At 57.3% G+C, this 19,417-nt stretch carries 11 protein-coding genes and 1 pseudogene; 4 read left to right on the top strand and 8 right to left on the bottom strand.

Going from position 1 to position 19,417, the window contains the following annotated elements; translation table 11 throughout:
• Positions 1-16: 16 nt before the first annotated feature.
• Positions 17-919, bottom strand: coding sequence for a LysR family transcriptional regulator (locus MKD38_RS14345; protein WP_252677754.1), 903 nt, complete (start codon positions 917-919; stop codon positions 17-19).
• 110 nt (positions 920-1,029) lie between these two features.
• Between MKD38_RS14345 and MKD38_RS14340 the strand changes: the two are divergent.
• Together MKD38_RS14340 and MKD38_RS14335 are read left to right on the top strand one after the other, a co-directional pair.
• Positions 1,030-1,931 (top strand): annotated as a pseudogene (locus MKD38_RS14340) (aldo/keto reductase family oxidoreductase).
• 1,001 nt (positions 1,932-2,932) lie between these two features.
• Positions 2,933-5,575 (top strand): bifunctional diguanylate cyclase/phosphodiesterase, encoded by a 2,643-nt coding sequence (locus MKD38_RS14335; RefSeq protein ID WP_252677750.1) that lies wholly within the window; start codon positions 2,933-2,935, stop codon positions 5,573-5,575.
• Positions 5,576-5,736: 161 nt separating this feature from the next.
• Here MKD38_RS14335 and MKD38_RS14330 read toward each other — a convergent pair whose 3' ends face one another.
• From MKD38_RS14330 to MKD38_RS14320, 3 genes are all read right to left on the bottom strand, one after another.
• Entirely contained in the window at positions 5,737-6,066 is a 330-nt protein-coding gene (locus MKD38_RS14330; RefSeq protein ID WP_252677748.1) for a DUF1484 family protein, read from the bottom strand.
• Between the two features lie 366 nt (positions 6,067-6,432).
• A complete protein-coding gene (locus tag MKD38_RS14325; RefSeq protein ID WP_252677746.1) occupies positions 6,433-7,161 on the bottom strand; it encodes a hypothetical protein in 729 nt (242 codons plus the stop codon).
• A 107-nt stretch (positions 7,162-7,268) separates the two neighbouring features.
• Positions 7,269-8,264 carry an HNH endonuclease signature motif containing protein gene (locus MKD38_RS14320; protein WP_252677744.1) on the bottom strand — a complete coding sequence of 332 codons (996 nt, stop codon included), beginning with the start codon at positions 8,262-8,264 and terminating at the stop codon, positions 7,269-7,271.
• Positions 8,265-8,771: 507 nt separating this feature from the next.
• Here MKD38_RS14320 and MKD38_RS14315 point away from each other — a divergent pair.
• Complete coding sequence (locus MKD38_RS14315; RefSeq protein WP_252677742.1) at positions 8,772-10,643, top strand: AAA family ATPase; 1,872 nt, start codon at positions 8,772-8,774, stop codon at positions 10,641-10,643.
• The gene (locus MKD38_RS14310) at positions 10,621-11,997 is read left to right on the top strand and encodes an LlaJI family restriction endonuclease (RefSeq protein WP_252677739.1); all 1,377 of its coding nucleotides are present in this window, start codon (positions 10,621-10,623) and stop codon (positions 11,995-11,997) included. Before MKD38_RS14315 ends, MKD38_RS14310 begins: the two co-directional genes overlap by 23 nt.
• On the opposite strand, the gene MKD38_RS14305 is transcribed toward MKD38_RS14310, so the two are convergent.
• The 4 genes from MKD38_RS14305 to dnaN all read right to left on the bottom strand — a co-directional run bounded on the left by MKD38_RS14305 (position 11,890) and on the right by dnaN (position 19,296).
• On the bottom strand, positions 11,890-13,287 hold the full coding sequence (locus MKD38_RS14305; RefSeq protein WP_252677738.1) for a DNA adenine methylase: 1,398 nt from the start codon (positions 13,285-13,287) through the stop codon (positions 11,890-11,892). The two genes, MKD38_RS14310 and MKD38_RS14305, sit on opposite strands and share 108 nt — an antisense overlap.
• 16 nt (positions 13,288-13,303) lie before the next feature.
• Complete coding sequence (locus MKD38_RS14300) at positions 13,304-14,830, bottom strand: DNA adenine methylase (RefSeq protein ID WP_252677736.1); 1,527 nt, start codon at positions 14,828-14,830, stop codon at positions 13,304-13,306.
• Between the two features lie 571 nt (positions 14,831-15,401).
• Positions 15,402-17,927 (bottom strand): DNA topoisomerase (ATP-hydrolyzing) subunit B, encoded by a 2,526-nt coding sequence (gyrB, locus tag MKD38_RS14295; protein WP_252677734.1) that lies wholly within the window; start codon positions 17,925-17,927, stop codon positions 15,402-15,404.
• Between the two features lie 253 nt (positions 17,928-18,180).
• Entirely contained in the window at positions 18,181-19,296 is a 1,116-nt protein-coding gene (gene dnaN / locus MKD38_RS14290) for a DNA polymerase III subunit beta (RefSeq protein ID WP_062796045.1), read from the bottom strand.
• Between the last annotated feature and the right edge of the window lie 121 nt (positions 19,297-19,417).

Here is a 19,417-nt window from a genome sequence, read left to right as displayed (position 1 = left end):
CGCAGCACCCGCGTGCTCAATCCGCTGCCGCCGGCGCCTTCAAAAAATCCACAAACGCCCGCAACGGCGCCGGCAAGTGCCTTCGCCCGGGATAGTAAAGAAACGGCCCCGAGAACTTCTGCCACCAAGGCTCAAGAATCGGCTCCAGCGCCCCGCCGTCGAGATACGGCCGCAGCTTGCCCTCGAAGATGTGGATCACCCCAACCCCCGCCAGCGCCGTACTGATCGCCAGGTCGATCGATGCAGCAGGCCGGATCAGCAACCGGTGCGGAGGATCCAGTCGCAACTCCTCCCCATCCCGCTCGAACACCCACGGTGGCGTGGCGCCGCTGGCGAACTGCCCGCGCAGGCAGACGTGCGAGAGCAACTCGCGCGGGTGCTCCGGCCTGCCGTGCCGGTCGAGATAGCCAGGCGTTGCCGCCGTCGCGAAGCGTTGCACGCGCGGCCCGATCGGGATGGCGACCATGTCCTGCTCAAGCCGCTCCTCGTAGCGGATGCCTGCGTCGCAGCCGATGGCCAGCACGTCGACGAACCCATCCTCGACCACAAGTTCTACGCGGATGTCGGGGTAGGCCTCCAGGAACGGCGGGAGGATGGCTGGCAACACCGTCCACGCGGCGCTCGACGGCACGTTCAGCTTGAGCGTGCCGGACGGCTTGTCACGGAAGGCGTTCAGGACGTCCAGCGCGGACTCCATCTCGCTGAACAGCGGCGTGAGCCGCTCAAGCAGGCGCAGCCCCGCTTCGGTCGGGGCGACGCTGCGGGTGGTGCGGTTAAGCAGGCGCAGGCCCAACTTCGATTCCAGGCGGCGCACGGCGATGCTCAGGCTAGACGCCGACACGCCGCTGATCCGCGCCGCATCCCGAAAGCCCCCGGCGCGGGCCACCGACACAAACGCGGCCAGATCGTTGAATTCCATCTCAGTGTTCAAATTTTGAAACAGCCCATTCAATCTAGGCCGGATTATCAAACACTGCAACGCCAAACATACTGCCGCCACTGTTCAGCCAAACCGAATCAAGGAGCGCCATGTCCCCCATGTCCCAACCTCGCCGTCCCGCCACCACCTACACGCTTGCCGGCCGCACAGCAACCGCATGGGCTACGGCGCCATGCAGCTCGCCGGGCCTGGCGTGTTCGGCCCGCCGAAGGACCGCGGCGCGGCCATCGCAGTGCTGCGCGAAGCCGTGGCGTCCGGCGTCAACCACATCGATACGAGTGATTTCTACGGGCCGCACATCACCAACCAGCTCATCCGCGAAGCCCTCCATCCTTACCCGGATGACCTGGCGATCGTCACCAAGGTAGGCGCCCGCCGCGGCGAAGACGCCTCGTGGTTGCCGGCACTTGAGCCGGAGGCCATCCGGCAAGCAGTCCATGACAACCTGCGCAATCTGGGTGTCGAGGTGCTGGATGTCGTCAACCTGCGGATCATGGGGGATATCCATGCGCCATCGGAAGGCTCGATCGAAAGGGAAGTCACTGCGCTGGCCGAGCTGCAAAGGCAGGGACTGGTCCGCCACATCGGGCTGAGCAACGTAACTTCGGCACAGGTGGCGCAGGCGCAGAAGATTGCGCCGGTTGTCTGTGTGCAGAACCAGTACAACCTGGTGCAGCGTGGCGATGATGCGCTGGTGGATGAGCTGGCGGAGCGGGGGATTGCGTTCGTGCCGTTCTTCCCGCTCGGCGGGTTCACGCCGATTCAGTCGGCGGGGTTGTCAAAGGTGGCGGAAGGGATCGGAGCGACGGCGATGCAGGTGGCGCTGGCCTGGTTGCTGCATCGGGCGCCGAACGTGCTGTTGATTCCCGGGACTTCGTCGGTGGGGCATTTGAGGGAGAACTTGAAGACGGGGGAGATTGTGTTGACCGATGCGGTACTGGCGGAGCTGGATGCGATTGGCGGAGCTATGCGCGGGCATGCGTTTGCATGAGGATGTCGCGGCGATCAGCGGCTCGGTCGTGAGGGAATACTGCGGCTTCAGCCCATGGATACCCGCCACATGCTGGCGGAGCTGAAGCCGACGCCGGACCAGCTGGAACGTGCCCGTGCGCACCGAAGGAGCGAGCAGAACGACATAGGGTGACTGTGTCAGCACAAATAGAGGTGTTCGAAGACAGAGGCTTCATTCCCTGCAGAGAGAGACGCAATGACCGACAACGATGACAAGAAACCGCCGCCGCCTCCCTGGTGCACGGGCTTTGGGCTCGCTCGCCTTCTTTGCGCCCTGGTGCTGGGTCTTGGGGGCTTCCTTTGGTCCGTCTGGCTGTTGGTCACCGGCCGAGGGGAAGAATCCATGCTCCTGATGCTTGTAACGTGGGCATGTGCACGCTTTTTGGCCGGTAGCTTGAACGGCTACAAGGGATAAAGGCAGCGTAATCCCGTGCAATTGAATTGCGCTTGCTTGAGTAGGCCTCAGCGATCAGCGGTTCTATCTTTAGGGACACCGAAGCATCAACTTGCCCACTGATTTGGTGGCCGACCAGAACGGCGCGAGGCCAGACGGCTCGCGCCGTTCTGCGATCAGCGGATGGGTGTTGAGGGAGTATCGAGGCTTCTGCGTCCGTTGTGTCGAGCCGCACATCCTCCACCAATTGCGAGAATGAGGCCCACGTCTTTCGCGGGTTCCACGGCCGTAAAGGATGCCTGATGTTCGCCTGCGCGGGCAAGAATGCGGTGCCACGATGTCTGCCGCTAAAATGCCTTAGCCCCTTTGGGGGGCGTCAATCAGCCGGAATGGCACATAGGTTTCCATAATGACCCCGCCCTTCGCAGTCGCGAGCGGGGCAAAATCAAGACGTTACGCTTTCGGCGCAAGCCGGCCCCGGCTCCGCGGTGAGCACGGGACTAAAGTGCGTGCTACTTGTCGGGCCCGCTGACCTCGACTAGCCTGCTATGGCTGCCAATCATTCGCTGCGCTGCGATACCCATTTGATGCCAGAACGCCCGACCACCCGCTATGACAAGGCGCTGCAGCGCCTGCGACGGGCCTTTTCCCCGTTGAACCTGGCGGCGGCTGCGTGGCTGATCGCAACATGGGCGTTCGCGGCGTATCAGCTCGTGAGCGAGCGGGATCGCTTGCTGCACGACGCCGCGAAGCGTACCCAGGCGCAGGCCCAGGCGTTCGGCGCGTACTCCAAATCCAGCATCCTGCGACTGTCCGAGTTCCTGCTGGACCTGCGGGCCAGTTGGCTGGTCAGCCAGCCTGGGTTCATCGACATGGTGCGTGAGCGGCAGAACCTGGTGGTGGACCTGTCGTTCCAGGTGTCGGTGATCGACAAGCATGGCCTGCTCATCTACTCGTCCATCGCCGGGCCCGCGCCCGGCCAGAAGGTCGACCTGAGCGGGCGCGAGCATTTCCGGGTCCATCAGAACGCGGGCGGGCGCGACATGCTGTTTATCAGCGACCCGGTGAAGGGCAAGGTCTCGGGCAAATGGTCGATCCAGTTCACGCGCCCCATCCTGCGCGCCGGCAGCTTCGACGGGGTCATCGTGGTCTCGGTCAGTCCGGAGCAGTTCGCCAGCTTTGCGCAGACCTTCACTGAACGCGATGGCGAGGTGGCCTCGGTCATCAAGACTTCCGGAATGGTCCTTGCGCGCGTGCCGGCGCTGGAGGGCACGCTGGCCAGGGCGGTCAGCAACAGGCCGTACCTCGCCAGCGGGTCGCCCGCGACCGGTAGTTATCGGGCGGTGTCGGGTTCCGAAGGCGTGGAGCGGGTCTTCGGCTATTACCGTTTGCCGGAGTACGGGCTCAATTTCGTGGCGGGCGAGGCGGTCAGCCTGGTGCTGGCGCCCTACGAGGTCTATCGCCGCGTGGCCCTGGCCGGTGCCATGGCTTCCACGCTGCTGCTTGCCCTGCTGTACTACAGCCTGCGCCGCTCCATGGCGGAGCGACAGCGCCATATGGAGGAAATGCGGCTGGCTTCGCTGGTCTATTCGTCCAGCAGCGAGGCCATGATGGTGACGTCGCTCGATGGCACCGTCATCGACGTGAATCCGGCCTTTGCCGCCGCCACCGGTTATACCGCCGCGGAGATCAGGGGCCGCCCGGGCTACAGCGTCAGCGGGGCGGGCAATGCGGCGGGGCTGGTCGATCGCCTGCGGGCCACCGTGGCAAACAAGGGAAGCTGGAGCGGCGAACTCTTCATCCGCCGCAAGGACGGCAGCGAGTTTCCCGCCTACCTGACCGTGGATACCTACCTGGCCCACGCGTATGGCGAACGCTGCCGCGTTGCGCTGATCCATGACATGACCGAGAAGCGCCAGGCGGAGGAAGTGATCCGGCACCAGGCCAATTTCGATGCGCTCACGGACCTGCCCAACCGCCGCCTGTTCTTCGACCGGCTGGAGCAGGAGATCGGGCGTTCGCGCGGCACGCAGGATGCGGTGACGCTGCTGTTCATCGACCTGGATCGCTTCAAGGAGGTGAACGATACCCTCGGCCACGACCAGGGCGACCAGTTGCTGCTGGAGGCGGCGCGGCGCATTGCGGCATCGGTGCGCGCGACAGATACCGTGGCGCGGCTGGCCGGCGACGAGTTCACCGTGATCCTGCCCGCGGTGGGCGACGCCGGCGTTGCCGGGGACATTGCCCAGGCGATCCTGCAGCGGATTGCCGCGCCTTACCGCCTGGCCGGCGAGCTGGTGGTGGTGTCGGCCAGCATCGGCGTGGCGACCTGGCCCAGGGACGCCGACAACGCCGAGGCCCTGCTGGTGTGCGCCGACCAGGCGATGTTTGCCGCCAAGGCTGAGGGCCGCAATCGCTGGAAGGTCTTCTCGCAGGCGCTGCTGCAGGTGGAGCGGGAGCGCCTGCGCATCACGCAGGACCTGCGCACGGCGCTGGCATCCGGGCAGTTCGCGCTGCACTACCAGCCCATTGTCGATCTGCGCACCGGCAAGGTCTGCAAGGCCGAGGCCCTGATCCGCTGGGACCATCCGGTGCGCGGGCCGATCCGTCCGGCCGATTTCATTGCCGTTGCGGAAGAATCCGGCCTCATCATCGACATCGGCCGCTGGGTGCTGACCGAAGCGCTGGACCAGCTTGCGCGCTGGCAGGTGATGCTGGGCAAGGACTTCCAGATCTCGGTCAACAAATCACCCGTGGAGTTTAGCGCCCCTGCGAGCGGGCCCGAGTCCTGGTCCAGCATGATCGAGCGCAGGAACGTGCCGGTGGGCAGCCTTGTCATCGAGATCACCGAAGGCTCGCTGATGGAGCAGAACGCCGATGTCATGGACCAGCTCTCCCGCTTCCAGGCGGCCGGCATCGAGATCGCGCTCGACGACTTCGGCACCGGTTACTCGTCCTTGTCGTACCTGCGGCGCCTGGACATTGACTACATCAAGATCGACCAGTCCTTCATCCGCTCGCTGACGCGGGGGCCGGACGACGTGGCATTGTGCCACGCCATTATCAGCATGGCGCATGCGCTGCGCATACGGGTGATTGCGGAGGGTGTGGAGACGGAGTCGCAGCGGGACATTTTGGTGGCGGCCGGGTGCGATTACGGGCAAGGGCACTTCTTTTGTCCGCCGGTGGAGGCTAGGGCGTTTGAGGCGTTTGTGAGTGCGGTGACTTGAGGCGAGCGGCGCCTTTCAGTAGGTTTCGGTGGTCGGGGCTTGAGCTTGACTGGACATCGAAACATCAACTTCAGCACAACCTCCAGGCCACAACCAGAACGGCGCGAGACCAGCTCGCGCCGTTTTACTGTCAGGCCTGCATTGCGCAGGCCTGTCCCTCGTCAAGCAAGCGCCTGCAGGCGATCAGCGCACCGGTCGATCTGCCGTTTGAGCGGCGCAATCAGGGCGTGCAGGCCGATGCTGTCAGGGGTATCGCCGGCCTGCAGGTCCAGCAAGGTCAGGACTGACTGGAAGCCTGCGCTGACGCGTAGAAGGTCGTCGCTGACTTCGAGGATGTGGTCCTCGAGGGTGACGGCTTTGCTGGTTTGCGGTGGGGCAGCCTTGGCGCGGCGGCGGAATTGGGCGCGGTCGACTTTGGCCAGGTTTTCGGCTAGCTGGGCTTGTTTTTGGGCGAGGGTGGGCTCTTGGGGAGCTGGGGTGGTGGGTTGCATTGCGAACCTCCTTGCATCGGTGATAGAGGCCCGCCGTCCGCTGTCAATCGGGTGGGCGAGCACGGAGCAGGGTTGACAGACCGGATGCAAGGACCGGCGAGCCCCGGGGGCTCCCCCGCCACTGCCCGCCCGTAAGGGTGCGCATAGGCGAAAGACGAGAGGATACCGCCTCGTGGCTCGTCCGGCTTGCATGGATTCAGGCTGTCAAACCTGGTCGACCATTGTGTTGGTGACGCTACCAGTCTCGCAGGACAACCCTCGCGGAGCTATGCGCGAACTCTCAAATTTTGGCGATCTGCTTGACAACAATGTGTCCGATTGCACGCCAATTGCTACCTGTGGCGGCGTCTGGCGGCCGGCTCGCAGCTATAGTTTTTCGTCCACTTCTCCCGCATGCCTAAGAATGACAGTGAACCGCTCTAGCGCGAGGGCGATCTCAATGAACCTCAAGGCAATCACATAGAAGATGCCCGCTACAGCCGCGGCTGTGTACCAAAGGAACAGCGAGAATGGATCGCTACCTGTGGACTTTGCCATCGTCACAACAACGGTTCCCAACAAGGGAATCAGCCCTACCTTCTCGAGGGCGCCAACGAACATTGCAACGCGTAACCGCGCGTCGGCTGCAACCGCGGCAAAATAGTCTTCCGCGAACCTGATTTGCTTTCGGGTATAGACACGGCGAACACTGCGAATGGTTTCGTACCAGCGAGCCATATTTTTCCCGACATCACGAAGCACATCCGTTTCCATCGTTTTCCATTCCCGGATCGTGCTTTTCGCGCTGGAAATAGATGCGATCACAGTGGCGACTACTCCCACCAACAACAGGCCCAGCGTCGCATAGTTGGATATCGGAATATTGAGGAGCGTAGTGGCGGTGTTCGCCACCCATCCCAGCGCGAGTGCGCCAATTCCGATCACCTTGGACAAGGCTCGCACTTGGGAGATCTCTTCGTTGCCCTCGATAAAGCCCTCAAGCCTCATCTGAAGAAGATCTGCCATTAATGCGTCCAGGGCAAAGGCATCCGAGCCTGCTGTTTGGATTCCCTTGGCGCCAACGCCCGCCACTACCTTTTGTTCTTGTTGTGACAATTGAATTCCTCGGCTGCTTGGTAGCGTCTGCGCGGCGCGTATTCGCTGACAGTCTATGGCTGCATAGTATCGTCAAAGTATGGGGTCAACGGCGACTTCTCTCGATCTCAGACTGCTGGCAGTCGAATACCGACACCGTCGTATTCGCGATAGCAATCTCGCACGGTCGGATGCAGACCAACGTGTCCATCATCGGTGAACCATAGAAGCCGGCAGTCGTAGAGCGCATGCAGGTCCTTGCGGAGGAGCACGCCATCGGTCACGTCGTTGTGGCCCAAACGCCAATTTCTGCCTCTCAAATGCGCCGCGTCAAGAGCTCTCACCACATCACAACCACTAACGACGCACCTTCCTTGACAAGCTTCAAAGATACGGCGTCGGAAGACCGCCTGATCCGGGCGAACTTCGACACTGACAAATTGAGCAGCCCTCGACTTAAGATCCCGCACGGGAGCGGCAGATTCTGGGGCAGGCTGTATCTCGGTCCGTTTCCAGTAGGCATATAAACGCCGTCGCTCTCCGTCGTTGCTCTTAACGCCGAACTCTGACACAAGGTCGACAACGCACTGACCATCTTCTGGCTTTACGAGCAACGCCGTGATGATCGGCTCACGAAGCTTTCGCGACTCCCGCCCCAGGACCTCGATCGCGCGATGCAACTCCAATTGGCTCATACCGAATGCCGCCATGGTGTCTAGGGGGGTCACTGTTCGTCGATGGCGAGCGACCGCGATTAGCCAGTCCCGTAGCACCGACAGTTCCGGTGAGTAACCCACCTCGACCGCTGTTGCCGCATTCCTAGTGGAATTGATATCCCGAATCTTGAACCCATCCAGTAGCGCCACAATGCGCGGTTGAACGTTCGGCCCCACATGCTTCGCGGGCATCAAGCCGGGTACCCAACCAGAGCCGAGATCTCGTAAGACGGCTGAGATGTTCTGCATGCGGCGCTCAAATGCCTTAGCGGAACGACCGAACTGTCCCTCTAACTCGCGATAGATTGCGCTTTTATTGACGCGTTGGCCCGCAAGGTAAGATTGAGCCATCTTCTTGTACGCGCCAACAGATGCAGCTAGCTCGGCATCGCTCCAGCCATCGTCCATGTTCTGATCCCCGCCTCGAAGTCGGATTTTCAGAATATTCTGACAGACAGGCGGAAAAAGCGCTGGGGGAACCGCAGACGCAGCCGGGCAAGACCTCCGTACGCCAAAGTTGGGGAAAGATTAAGGCAGGAAAATCAGCCCCACAATCGCTTGGCAGGAACTAGGAAATGGCTGAGAGAACCGATGCGGGGGCCTGGGCTCACGTCACCGAGAGCTCTCAGGCTTCGACTGTTCAACTGACTCCGGCGAGGCATCTGGCCGCGAACCAGGTCGCCAACAGCAAACCAAGCGGTGCTCGTGTCCGCACACGAGGTTGCCAGCTCAGCAGAAACACGTTACCTTCAGTCGAAAGTTACGATTAGGATACAACAAGGCACCTAGTTGCTGTACCCCACAGAGGTCTCGCGCTTTATGCGTGATACTCGCTTTAGAAACCGATCTCCTCACAGCGGCGGCAATGCGAACATTGCAAATTCGCGTGGGTGAGGCCTGAGATACCATAGAGAGATGGCTTGGCTAACATCAGACCAGCAAGAAACCCTAGCATTAGTTCTTGAGCCTCGGCCCCTGCGAACGAAGAAGGGAAATCCTGCCATTCGAGACTTGTCCCTATACTCCAGCGAACTGAAATCGCTAATTCAAATTGCCACCCAAATCGAGGCGATCGAGTCATCCGGAAAAATTCTAGCGGATATTGAACGGACAAGGGATCGCTATTTTCGGACACTATCGATTCACGGCCTAGTAAAAGGTAGCCCTGCGGAACCGAAGCTTACCCCAGCGGCAGACATTATCATCGAAGGCCTGAAGAAATCACGCGATCCGTTATGGTGGAGAGAAAATCGGCATGAAATAGAAACACCTCTCTTTCGCAAGCAGGTAAGCAACATTCTCAGCATTGGCGAGAACGCGGTCACCACAGCGTTTAAGGCAGCATTTTTTAACGCCCAGACCTTTTTTGACACCGTCCCCGCGAACGCAGTCTCTTCAATCCTCGACGACCTTGATTTGCTAAAGCTTTTACAATTTATCAACTCGTCAGGCTATGAACCCGAGCGTCTATTTCGCCTGAGCAACGAGGAACAAACAGCTTTTTTCGACACGTATAAATTCGCCTCCACTTCATTAGCGAGCGCTCCAGCGCCAGAATCGCTCATCGAAGTCTCGACAAGAGATTATCTCAAAGCGGCACAACAATATCAAAGCGATGTTCGATTCCGTATTTCTGGTTTCCTACATGCATTTCACGAAGTCAAACTGGAAATGGGAGTCAGCTTTCCGCGCATCGACCCTTCTGAGAATTTCTATACCCAACTATCCAAATCCGGACACAGCTCAACAGCCGCGTCGCCGCTCGAAGCTAAAACCATCAAAACCCTGAAACACGGGCATCAACTTATTGTCGCAGGATGCCCAGGATCCGGCAAAAGCTACTATCTCGCACAATTGCTTGATGGCACTCAAGTTTTTCGCATCCAATTTCACGCAGAGACATCGTATTTTGACTTCGTTGGAAATTATAAGCCAACGCCACTATATGAGCTTACGAATCCCCCATTGGCGCTGATTAATGGCGACGGCACAGAGGCAACACATGGTCGCCCATACATCGACTATAAGTTTGTCCCGGGGCCATTTTCTTTAGCACTGAAGGAAGCATTGACTGACGCTGAAAAGAACGTCATTCTGCTAATTGAAGAGCTAAATCGGGGTAATGCAGCGGCAGTATTTGGAGACTTTTTTCAACTTCTGGACCGCTCCGCCGATGGAAGTAGCACTTACGACATCGAAGCTCCGGCAGATCTCGCTGCCTATTTAGTAAGAAACGGAGCCCTTCAGCCTGGACAACAACTCCGACTACCATCGAATCTCTATTTGTGGGCAACTATGAACAGTGCTGACCAAGGCGTCTTCCCCTTGGACACGGCCTTTAAGCGCAGGTGGGAATTTGTCTATAAGGGTTATTCTGAAGCGTGTAGGTATCCCAAGGAAGCATCATCGATCCAGTACGGCAAAAAAAGCTATGCATGGGACGATTTCCGCGCACGCATTAATCGGAAGCTGATTGAGCTTGGGATTCATGAAGACAAGTTGATAGGTCCCTATTTTCTCACGGAAAAGCAACTTACTGACCCTGACGCTATACTCAACAAGCTCTTTCTGTATCTTTGGGAAGACGTGCTGCGGTTCCGTCAGACTGAACTTTTTCAAGCCACCAGTTTCTCCGAAGTCGTAGACATCTGGAGTGCCGGCAGTGGCACACCACTGCTACTCGACTTTTCGGGCCTTACGGCCATTGAAACTGATGCCTCCACAAGTGTCCCGCTGATTGTTCCAGATAAAGCGGGATCGGAAAATGCGCCTGGACCTGCCGTGTAGCATGAGTATCTTAGTTCAACTTGACGGAGCGATAAAGGCTGAATCCTGCTGGCGGGAGATATTGAATTGCAACCACGCAGAGTTTCTGTCGCTGATTGAGCGCGGAATTTTCAGAAACGCGGATCAGGGCTACGAGCTTAGCTTTGTAGGCATTGTGGTTGGAAGAGAAAACATATTTTTCGGGGCACCCAAGTATTGGAATCCGCAGGACAAGCGGTTCTTGCTTATCGCAAAGATTCTGCGAACATATTTCAGCAGGTCTGCCAGCCGCAGGGCCGTAGACGAGACTGTTGAAAATCTGCACTTTGCGAGTGAAAAGCCGCTCCGAGAATTCGACGCCCTTCACACGCTGCTAGAATGGTACAAAAATCACGGTATATATACTCACGAACGAATCAGCAAAGGAAGTGTAGGCGACAGGGACGACTGGAGACGTACCTTGGCTGCAAAGACACCAATGATTTCTGGCAACGGGGTTTTGTATGCGCAGACGGTTTCCGTTAGACGAACACAAATTAGGAACGAAATCAGCGACCTCCAAGTGGCCATTCTCAGAAATTTGCTCGAAAAGTATGAGGTACCGATCCCCGAGGAGCTAGCCCAACGTTTTGCTGAATTGCGCCCGTCATTTACCAGTGAAATCAATAACTCAATGGCAGCACCGTACTTTATCCGGGTAATCGAAGATGAACGTAGGCGCACATTCCGAACCGATCAATTGGTTCTGCTGGATATATTATCGGAATTGCTTCGCATCTCGAGCGGTTTAAGTGGTAATCAGGCTCAGCAGTTCTTTGGAACCACAGCATTCTACTATGTCTGGGAGGACGCTTGTCGCTTGCTCTTTACGTCGCACGATGCGGATTCGGAAGGGGAAGAGCTTGCGCAGCCACTGTGGCACATCAGAGGCGATAACGGAAAAGCAAAGAAGATACTATCAGGCGGCGAGCAAAGGCCAGATGTATTAACGAAGCTAGATGGCTATCGCCTTATTCTCGACGCGAAATACTACTTCCCTTTTCCGCACTCAAAACCCGGATGGGGCGATATTGTCAAACAGCTGTTCTATCTGGAGAGCACTCCCTCAGATGACGGAACGAAGCGCATAAACGCCTTTCTGCTTCCCGACCCGAGAGTCGTCGACTTTAACTACGGTGGATCAGTAGTTGTTTCGCGAGGTCCCAAAGCTTTATTCTCTCCGATTGAGACATGGACCATCAATCCAGACCTAGTCTTCCAGCACTACCTACGCTTCACCGGACGCAAATGCAACGATCGAGTCCTGCAATTTATCGCGAGGAGAAATAACGTGCTTGAAGATATCATCAAGACCGAAACGTCGATTTGCACCTAGCGCAGATAAATCAACCGCTTTTTTTCGCATAGCGCGTTTCTTTACCCCCCAAAAGAGATATTCGTTTACCAGTTGCTTCTGCTCTCCGACGCGACTTTGATAGTTCCTTCGAACGTCTAATGCCGGCACCACCTCGCAATCAGAGAAGATGGTTCTATCCTCAAATATGGCGCGCAATTCTCGCAGCCCCTGGTCTGTTGGCTTGTCAACTTTGGACCAATGATTCCAGTGATTACGCCCGCTGTAATAACTCAAAACCACGTAGCGGGAATCGACATTATCAAATAAGGACCTTAGACTAGTCACAAATCTGTCCTTATAGCAAAAATCACTACTATAATCATCTTCAGGCTGCTGACCACGAACGTACTCGAGCTTCGACAAATACCCCGCCAACTCCTCCATAAAGGGAAACGCCGCAACGAAATTCAGCAAATGATAATAGGCGGTATATTGCCGAAAATTGTAAGGAGGGTCGATGTAGCAAACGTCATGCGGTCCAACCACAGATGAAAATGGAAGTGCATCGTTATTGGCAGCCTCGAACCGCCCCTTCGATGCAAAGGTTATTGGTAACCGAAGAAAGAAGTCCTGCTGGGCGTTTGGCCAAATTCGATTTCGATTAAAATCATGAAAAGTCCCGTTGACGTTTGCAGTAATCGTAATCTCCTCTAGAATACTGGTCATCAGCAAGAATGCCTCCGTTAGGGAAAGCTCTCCTTTTTGCCACCACCTCCTTATAGTTGGCAGAACCGCATCCAAAAATAGCGCATTCTCTCGCGAGAAGTAGTTTCTCTTACCGGCGGTCCCTCGCTGGCTTACGAAACAAGCTCGCTCGCCCCACTGTGTAAAATATTCCGTAATGGGCCCTGGCTTTGCATTGGCCTCCCCCAGCGATTGCAAATAAGCCAGAGTGCGTGCAAGAGGCAAGAGACTCCTCCACAGATCTGATGCAGACACATGGGAAGGAAGATATGCGCCACTTGCCCGCTTCGCCCCTCGCAGGAACTCGATGTGAATTCGCTCCATGCGGATTTCTTCCACACGACGCTTCGCTGTTACCTCGAATCTAGGGTACTCCCTCAGTCCGACATAAACTTGGCCAAGGACATAACTGAATCTATTTATGTCACCTAGCGCGACATCAAAATCCCTGGCCCGAAAATATCGAGATACATTAGTGGTCCCAGCAAAGAGATCCGATATGCTGCCGGCTCTTGGAGCTCGCTCCACAATAAAATTGTGAAGCAATGGCAAGATGGCCGTTTTGTTTCCGATGTATTTTTCCACGGTAATCCACCCCCACTTAATGCGTACAGATTAGGAACTTTTCAGCATTTTCCAATGAGCTCGCATTTAGCGATGCCGCATTTAGCTTTCTATGGATGTGATTATCCGGCTCATATAATTCCACATGGGAAAAATATTTCCCAGCGAGATTAACTAGATCCACCATGGACATAAGCCTTGGCCGATGCCCCTCATCTTCCTCAAAATGGGAGTATGAGAGCAAAAGCGATGCCTCTTTTTTTGCCAATCGCGAAAACATCGAGGCATATGCTTGAGCCGCGGCGCTAGGAATACAGAACGGAGATTGATAGCGACCAGCCCGATAAATACCCCGCATGACCCGACGCTGCCCCAGTCTGACGGTTTCGTCTAACGAGGGCTCGTCTCGGTGCACTAACGTTTCGAGTACATGATAGAAACGACTGTAGTGATCGATAGTGTATGGTGGGTCTGCATAGTAGACTTTGCAGTCTACTGGGTTCTCTAGGTAGCTCAGAACGTCGCCGCGTATTACCTGGTGGCTGAAGTCGTTCGGATTTGAATTATTCCCCCACTTCTTTGCCCAAGCCCGAAATACCTCCTCGACATTGAGATTTCTGTCTCGGAGAGTTCGTTGAAGTAATAGCGGCTGAATACCGCCATCAGCCTTAATAAGCTTGATCGGTTGCGCAAATTGCTTGCCCACGGTGTTCACAATTTCGCTAGCGACACTAAGTAGAACGCCCTTGAGCGAAGCCCCTATGTCTCGAGGCTGTTCTGCAATGGTCATGTAGAGGGCATCTAGACCGATTGTCTGCCAGTACGAAAAATATGGGCCACCGAAATAGTTTGTCGCTGTCGTACTGGATGCTAAAAGATTGGATGTGCTGACATTCGCCAATGTCGCTTCCATAGCCATTACTAGCTCTCGTGGGCGATTGTGCAATGGACATTGAGCGTTTGCCGCCAAGGAACCAGACTCAACGATTGCCGTTAGTGCGCTATAATTACCTTCCTTCGCGGCGGACAACGCTTGCTCCTCGTACCTCAGAAGCGGACTATATATCGCCGCCAAGTAAGAAGTAAGCTCAGAATATCGATTCCAAAAGGATTCGCTATCGGCATTCTCAAAATGCTCCTGCTTTCCGGAAAGAAGAGCAACTCCTAGCACCTCAGAATAACCTTGGATGTCGACAGCAATGATTGGATGCTCCCCACTTAAAAAATGACTCACAACCCCAGAACCGCAGAATAAATCTCCCACCGTTTCACCAGCGGATGCCATCCCCTGTATCAGAGTGCGGACGGTTGACACCAATCGAGCTTTGCTTCCAAGATACTGAATTGGGCGAAACACCTCACGATTGGCGGAGGGAAATACCTGCGCATCGCGTCTTGCCGCAACTTCCAACTTGTCAAGAGCCGCTACAAATTTGGCGGAGATTTTTGTTTTGCCAGCTTCCCACTTATTCACTGTTCCGGGTGCAATACCCAGCACCTGCGCGAGCTTTGTCTGCGATAGGCCAAGGCCGAGCCGAAGTGTTTTAATACGCTCTGAGTTCATAGATGTGATTATAAGCACATCTAGTGATGAAATGCACTCCTATCGCTCTTTCAAAACACTGATGTGTCATATCGTCCGCCTCCACGGGAGGCTGTGACCAAGCACTGGTACTGTATGCACATACAGTACGCCCGTCAAGAGCGCTGCGCGATACCTCTACACTATGAAGGCTCCCGTGGCTTTGGCGGACCCACAGCAACCCACACATTCCCCCGCTACCTTGCGCTGCACGTTTAGCATTTTTCTCGAAGATTCATTCTCACGAATGAACTCACGTTTGGTGTTGCGCTGCTCGGCAGAAGCATAGAATTGAGCGGCACCAAGATCGCGATAATATCCAACTATCACAAGTTAAGTCGGAATTCGTGGCATTGATTTTTAGCAGATTGACCAGCCCTCACAACGCAATAGCATATGATTATGCTGGGAGTGTACTGAAGGCGGATAGCGGAAAAGAAAAAGCCAACCCACTTTTGGGGTTGGCTTTTTCGCACGCCTACAAGGGATTGCGGCATTCAGGGAAAAGCCCAGAACTTGGCAAGCACTTCATCCCTAACGGTCGGTACATCAATCAAACATCAATATTCCGCGCCACCAACGCATTGCTCTCAATAAAGTTCCTTCGCGGCTCCACCTCATCCCCCATAAGGGTGGTGAAGATTTGGTCGGCAGCAATAGCATCCTCAATCTGCACCTTCAGCAGTCGCCGCTGCGTAACGTCCAGCGTCGTCTCAAACAGCTGCTCAGGGTTCATCTCACCAAGACCCTTATAGCGCTGACGCGAAACGCCACGCTCAGCTTCCGCAAGCAGCCACTGCATTGCCCCGTGGAAATCATTAACAGTCTGATCGCGCAGCTTTTCCCCTTCACCACGCTGCACCTTGGTGCCTTCCGGGGTCAGACCCTGGAAAGTCTTAGCAGCATTGGAGAGGGCAGCGTAGTCAGCGCCATGAACAAAATCCGCATCCAGATGCGACAACCGCACGTTGCCATGATGACGCCGCGCAATCATCAACCGATGCTTATCCGTCTTCTCATCAAACTGCGCGTAGACATCAGCCGTACCGTCATCATTAACAGCCGCCCCAATCAACGTCTTGGCATGCATCTCAGCCAACTTGGCCTTCAACGCCACAGCAGACGCCTCAGCAGCAGCCGCGCTATCCAGATCCAGCGCCACCCCATCAGCAATCGCACGCAGGGCATCAGTATCAACAACCCGTGACAAGCGAGAAATCACCCCCTCAGTCAACTGATACTGCCGCGCCAACTCAGTCAGCGCCTCCCCATTGATCTCCGAGCCATCCGGCCGCACCAGCACAGCCTTCTCCATCGCCAGCTTCAGCAGGTAGGCATTGAGCTCAACATCATCCTTAATATACCGCTCTTCCTTCCCATGCTTGATCTTGTACAGCGGCGGCTGCGCGATATACACATACCCGCGCTCGATAATGTCCGGCATCTGCCGATAGAAGAACGTCAGCAGCAGCGTGCGGATGTGCGATCCATCCACGTCCGCGTCAGTCATGATGATGATGCGGTGGTAGCGCAGCTTGTCCAGGTTGTAGTCGTCCTTGCCGATGCCGGTGCCCAGCGCGGTGATCAGCGTCAGCACTTCCTGGCTGGACAGCATCTTGTCGAAGCGGGCGCGTTCTACGTTCAGGATCTTGCCCTTGAGCGGCAGGATGGCCTGGAACTTACGGTCGCGGCCCTGCTTGGCGGAGCCGCCCGCGGAGTCGCCCTCGACCAGGAAGAGTTCGGACTGGGCGGGGTCTTTTTCCTGGCAGTCGGCTAGCTTGCCGGGCAGGCCCATGCCGTCCATCACGCCCTTGCGGCGGGTCATTTCGCGGGCCTTGCGGGCGGCTTCGCGGGCGCGGGCGGCGTCTACGATCTTGCCGCAGATGGTCTTGGCGTCGGCGGGCGTTTCCAGCAGGAAGTCGGTCAGGGCCTTGCTGACCAGTTCTTCCACGGGCAGGCGCACTTCTGACGAGACCAGCTTGTCCTTGGTCTGCGAGCTGAACTTGGGCTCGGGCACCTTCACGGACAGCACGCAGGCCAGGCCTTCGCGCATGTCGTCGCCGCTGGTTTCTACCTTGGCCTTCTTGGCGATCTCGTTTTCTTCGATGTACTTGTTGATGACGCGGGTCATCGCGGCGCGCAGGCCGGTCAGGTGGGTGCCGCCATCCCGCTGCGGGATGTTGTTGGTGAAGCAGAGCACCTGCTCGTTGTAGCCGTCGTTCCACTGCATGGCGACTTCCACGGCGATGCCGTCTTTCTCGGCATTGGCGTAGAAGATGTTGGGGTGCAGGGTGGTCTTGGCGCGGTTGATGTACTCGACAAAACCCTTCACGCCGCCGGAGAAGGCAAAGTCTTCTTCCTTGCCGGTGCGCTGGTCGACCAGCTTGATGTGGACGCCGTTGTTCAGGAACGAGAGTTCGCGGATGCGCTTGGACAGCACCTCGTAGTGGAACTCGACGTTGGTGAAGATTTCTTCATCCGCCAGGAAGTGGACTTCGGTGCCGCGCTTGTCGGTGGCGCCGGTGATCTTCATCGGCGAAACTTCGACGGGCTGGCCGTCGGGGCCTTCCACGGTCTCGATGATGCGGTTCTGCACTTCGCCCTTGGCGAATTCGATCAGGTGGACCTGGCCGTCGCGGCGCACGGTCAGGCGCAGCCACTTGGACAGCGCGTTCACGCACGACACACCCACGCCGTGCAGGCCGCCCGATACCTTGTAGCTGTTCTGGTTGAACTTGCCGCCGGCGTGCAACTCGGTCATGGCGATTTCCGCCGCGCTGCGCTTGGGTTCGTGCTTGTCGTCGAACTTGACCAGCGGCGGGATGCCGCGGCCGTTGTCGACGATGGAGATCGAGTTGTCGCTGTGGATGGTGACCTGGATCTCGGTGCAGTAGCCGGCCAGCGCTTCGTCGATGGAGTTGTCCAGCACCTCGAACACGAGGTGGTGCAGGCCGGTGCCGTCGGAGGTGTCGCCGATATACATGCCCGGGCGCTTGCGCACCGCCTCCAGGCCTTCCAGGATCTGGATCGAGGAGGCTCCGTAGGTGTTTTCCTGTTGCGGATTCTGCTGTTCGGTCATGTCTTTCCTACTTACGGCGAATGCGGGATCGGGGCCGGGCGGGCATGGCTGGCATGCCGGCGGCGGGGCGCGATGGGTCCGCATGGCGGGTTACTAAAAACGGCAAAAGGGGCGGATCGTCGTAACGATCCTGCCCCCGCGGCGGGATATTCATCCCCTGGACGTACCGGCCGGGGCCGGGTGTCGTAGCGTGCCGTTTGCTGCTCCGGTTGTTGTCTGCGCTGGTTGTGGCACAGGTCCTGTCACCGGATCATCAGATGCGCATCGGCATGACGACGTACTTGAAGTTGTCGTCGTCCGGCACGGTGATCAGCGCACTCGAATTCGAGTCGCCGAGGCTGACCTGCACCTGCTCGGTCTTGAGGTTGGCAAGCACGTCGAGCAGGTAGGTCACGTTGAAGCCGATATCGAGCGCGTCGCCCGAGTAATCGAGTTCCAGCTCTTCCTGCGCCTCTTCCTGGTCGGCGTTGGTGGAGCTGATCTTGAGCATGTGCGTGTCGAGGATGCAGCGCACGCCCTTGAATTTGTCGGTGGTCAGGATCGCGGTGCGTTGCAGCGCCTGCTGCAGCTGCACGCGGTCGATCGCGAAGGCGTTCTTGTAGCCCTTGGGGATCACGCGCTGGAAGTCCGGGAACTTGCCTTCGACCAGCTTGGAGATCAGTTCGATATTGGCGAACGTGAACTTGACCTGGTTGGCGGCCAGCTGCACCGTGACCGGATCGTCGTTGTCTTCCAGCAGGCGCTGCAGTTCCAGAATGGTCTTGCGCGGAATGATGACTTCCTGGCGCGAGCCGACACCAGCGGCTTCGTTTTCCAGCTCGACGCCGCAGTAGGCCAGGCGGTGGCCGTCGGTGGCGACTGCCATGACCTTCTTGCCGTCCACCACCAGCAGCATGCCGTTCAGGTAGTAGCGGATGTCCTGCTGCGCCATGGCGAAGTGGACCATCGCCAGCAGGTGCTTGAAGGTCTTCTGCGGCAGGCTGACGCTGGCGTTGAATTCGCTGGCTTCGGCCACGGTCGGGAATTCTTCGGCGGCCAGCGTCTGCAGGGCAAAGCGGCTCTTGCCGGATTGCACGGTCATGCGCTTGTCGTTGAGCGACAGGGCGACGTCGCCGTCGGGCATGGCGCGCAGGATGTCCAGCAGCTTGCGCGCGGCCACGGTGGTGGCAACGCTGTCATTGCCGACGCCGCATTCGGCATGCGTGGTGATCTGGATTTCGATGTCGGTCGACAGGAAGGATACGTTCGACCCGGACTTGCGAATCAGCAGGTTGGCCAGGATCGGGAGGGTGTGGCGGCGCTCCACGATGCCGCTCACGATTTGCAGCGGACGCAGCAGGTTGTCTCGCGAGGTTTTGACCAATTGCATTGAATTTATCCTTCGTCGTTTGTAATCGGCGACCGCAGAACGCAAACAACTCCAAATTCACTTAGGAATCAAGGAGTTAATGTGCCATTGTACCAAGGATAAGCCGCTGCGGTGAAGCGGG

The sequence above is a fragment of the Cupriavidus sp. WGlv3 genome (genome assembly GCF_023952475.1).
GTDB lineage: Bacteria > Pseudomonadota > Gammaproteobacteria > Burkholderiales > Burkholderiaceae > Cupriavidus > Cupriavidus phytorum.
This window is presented reverse-complemented; position numbering and strand designations above follow the sequence as displayed.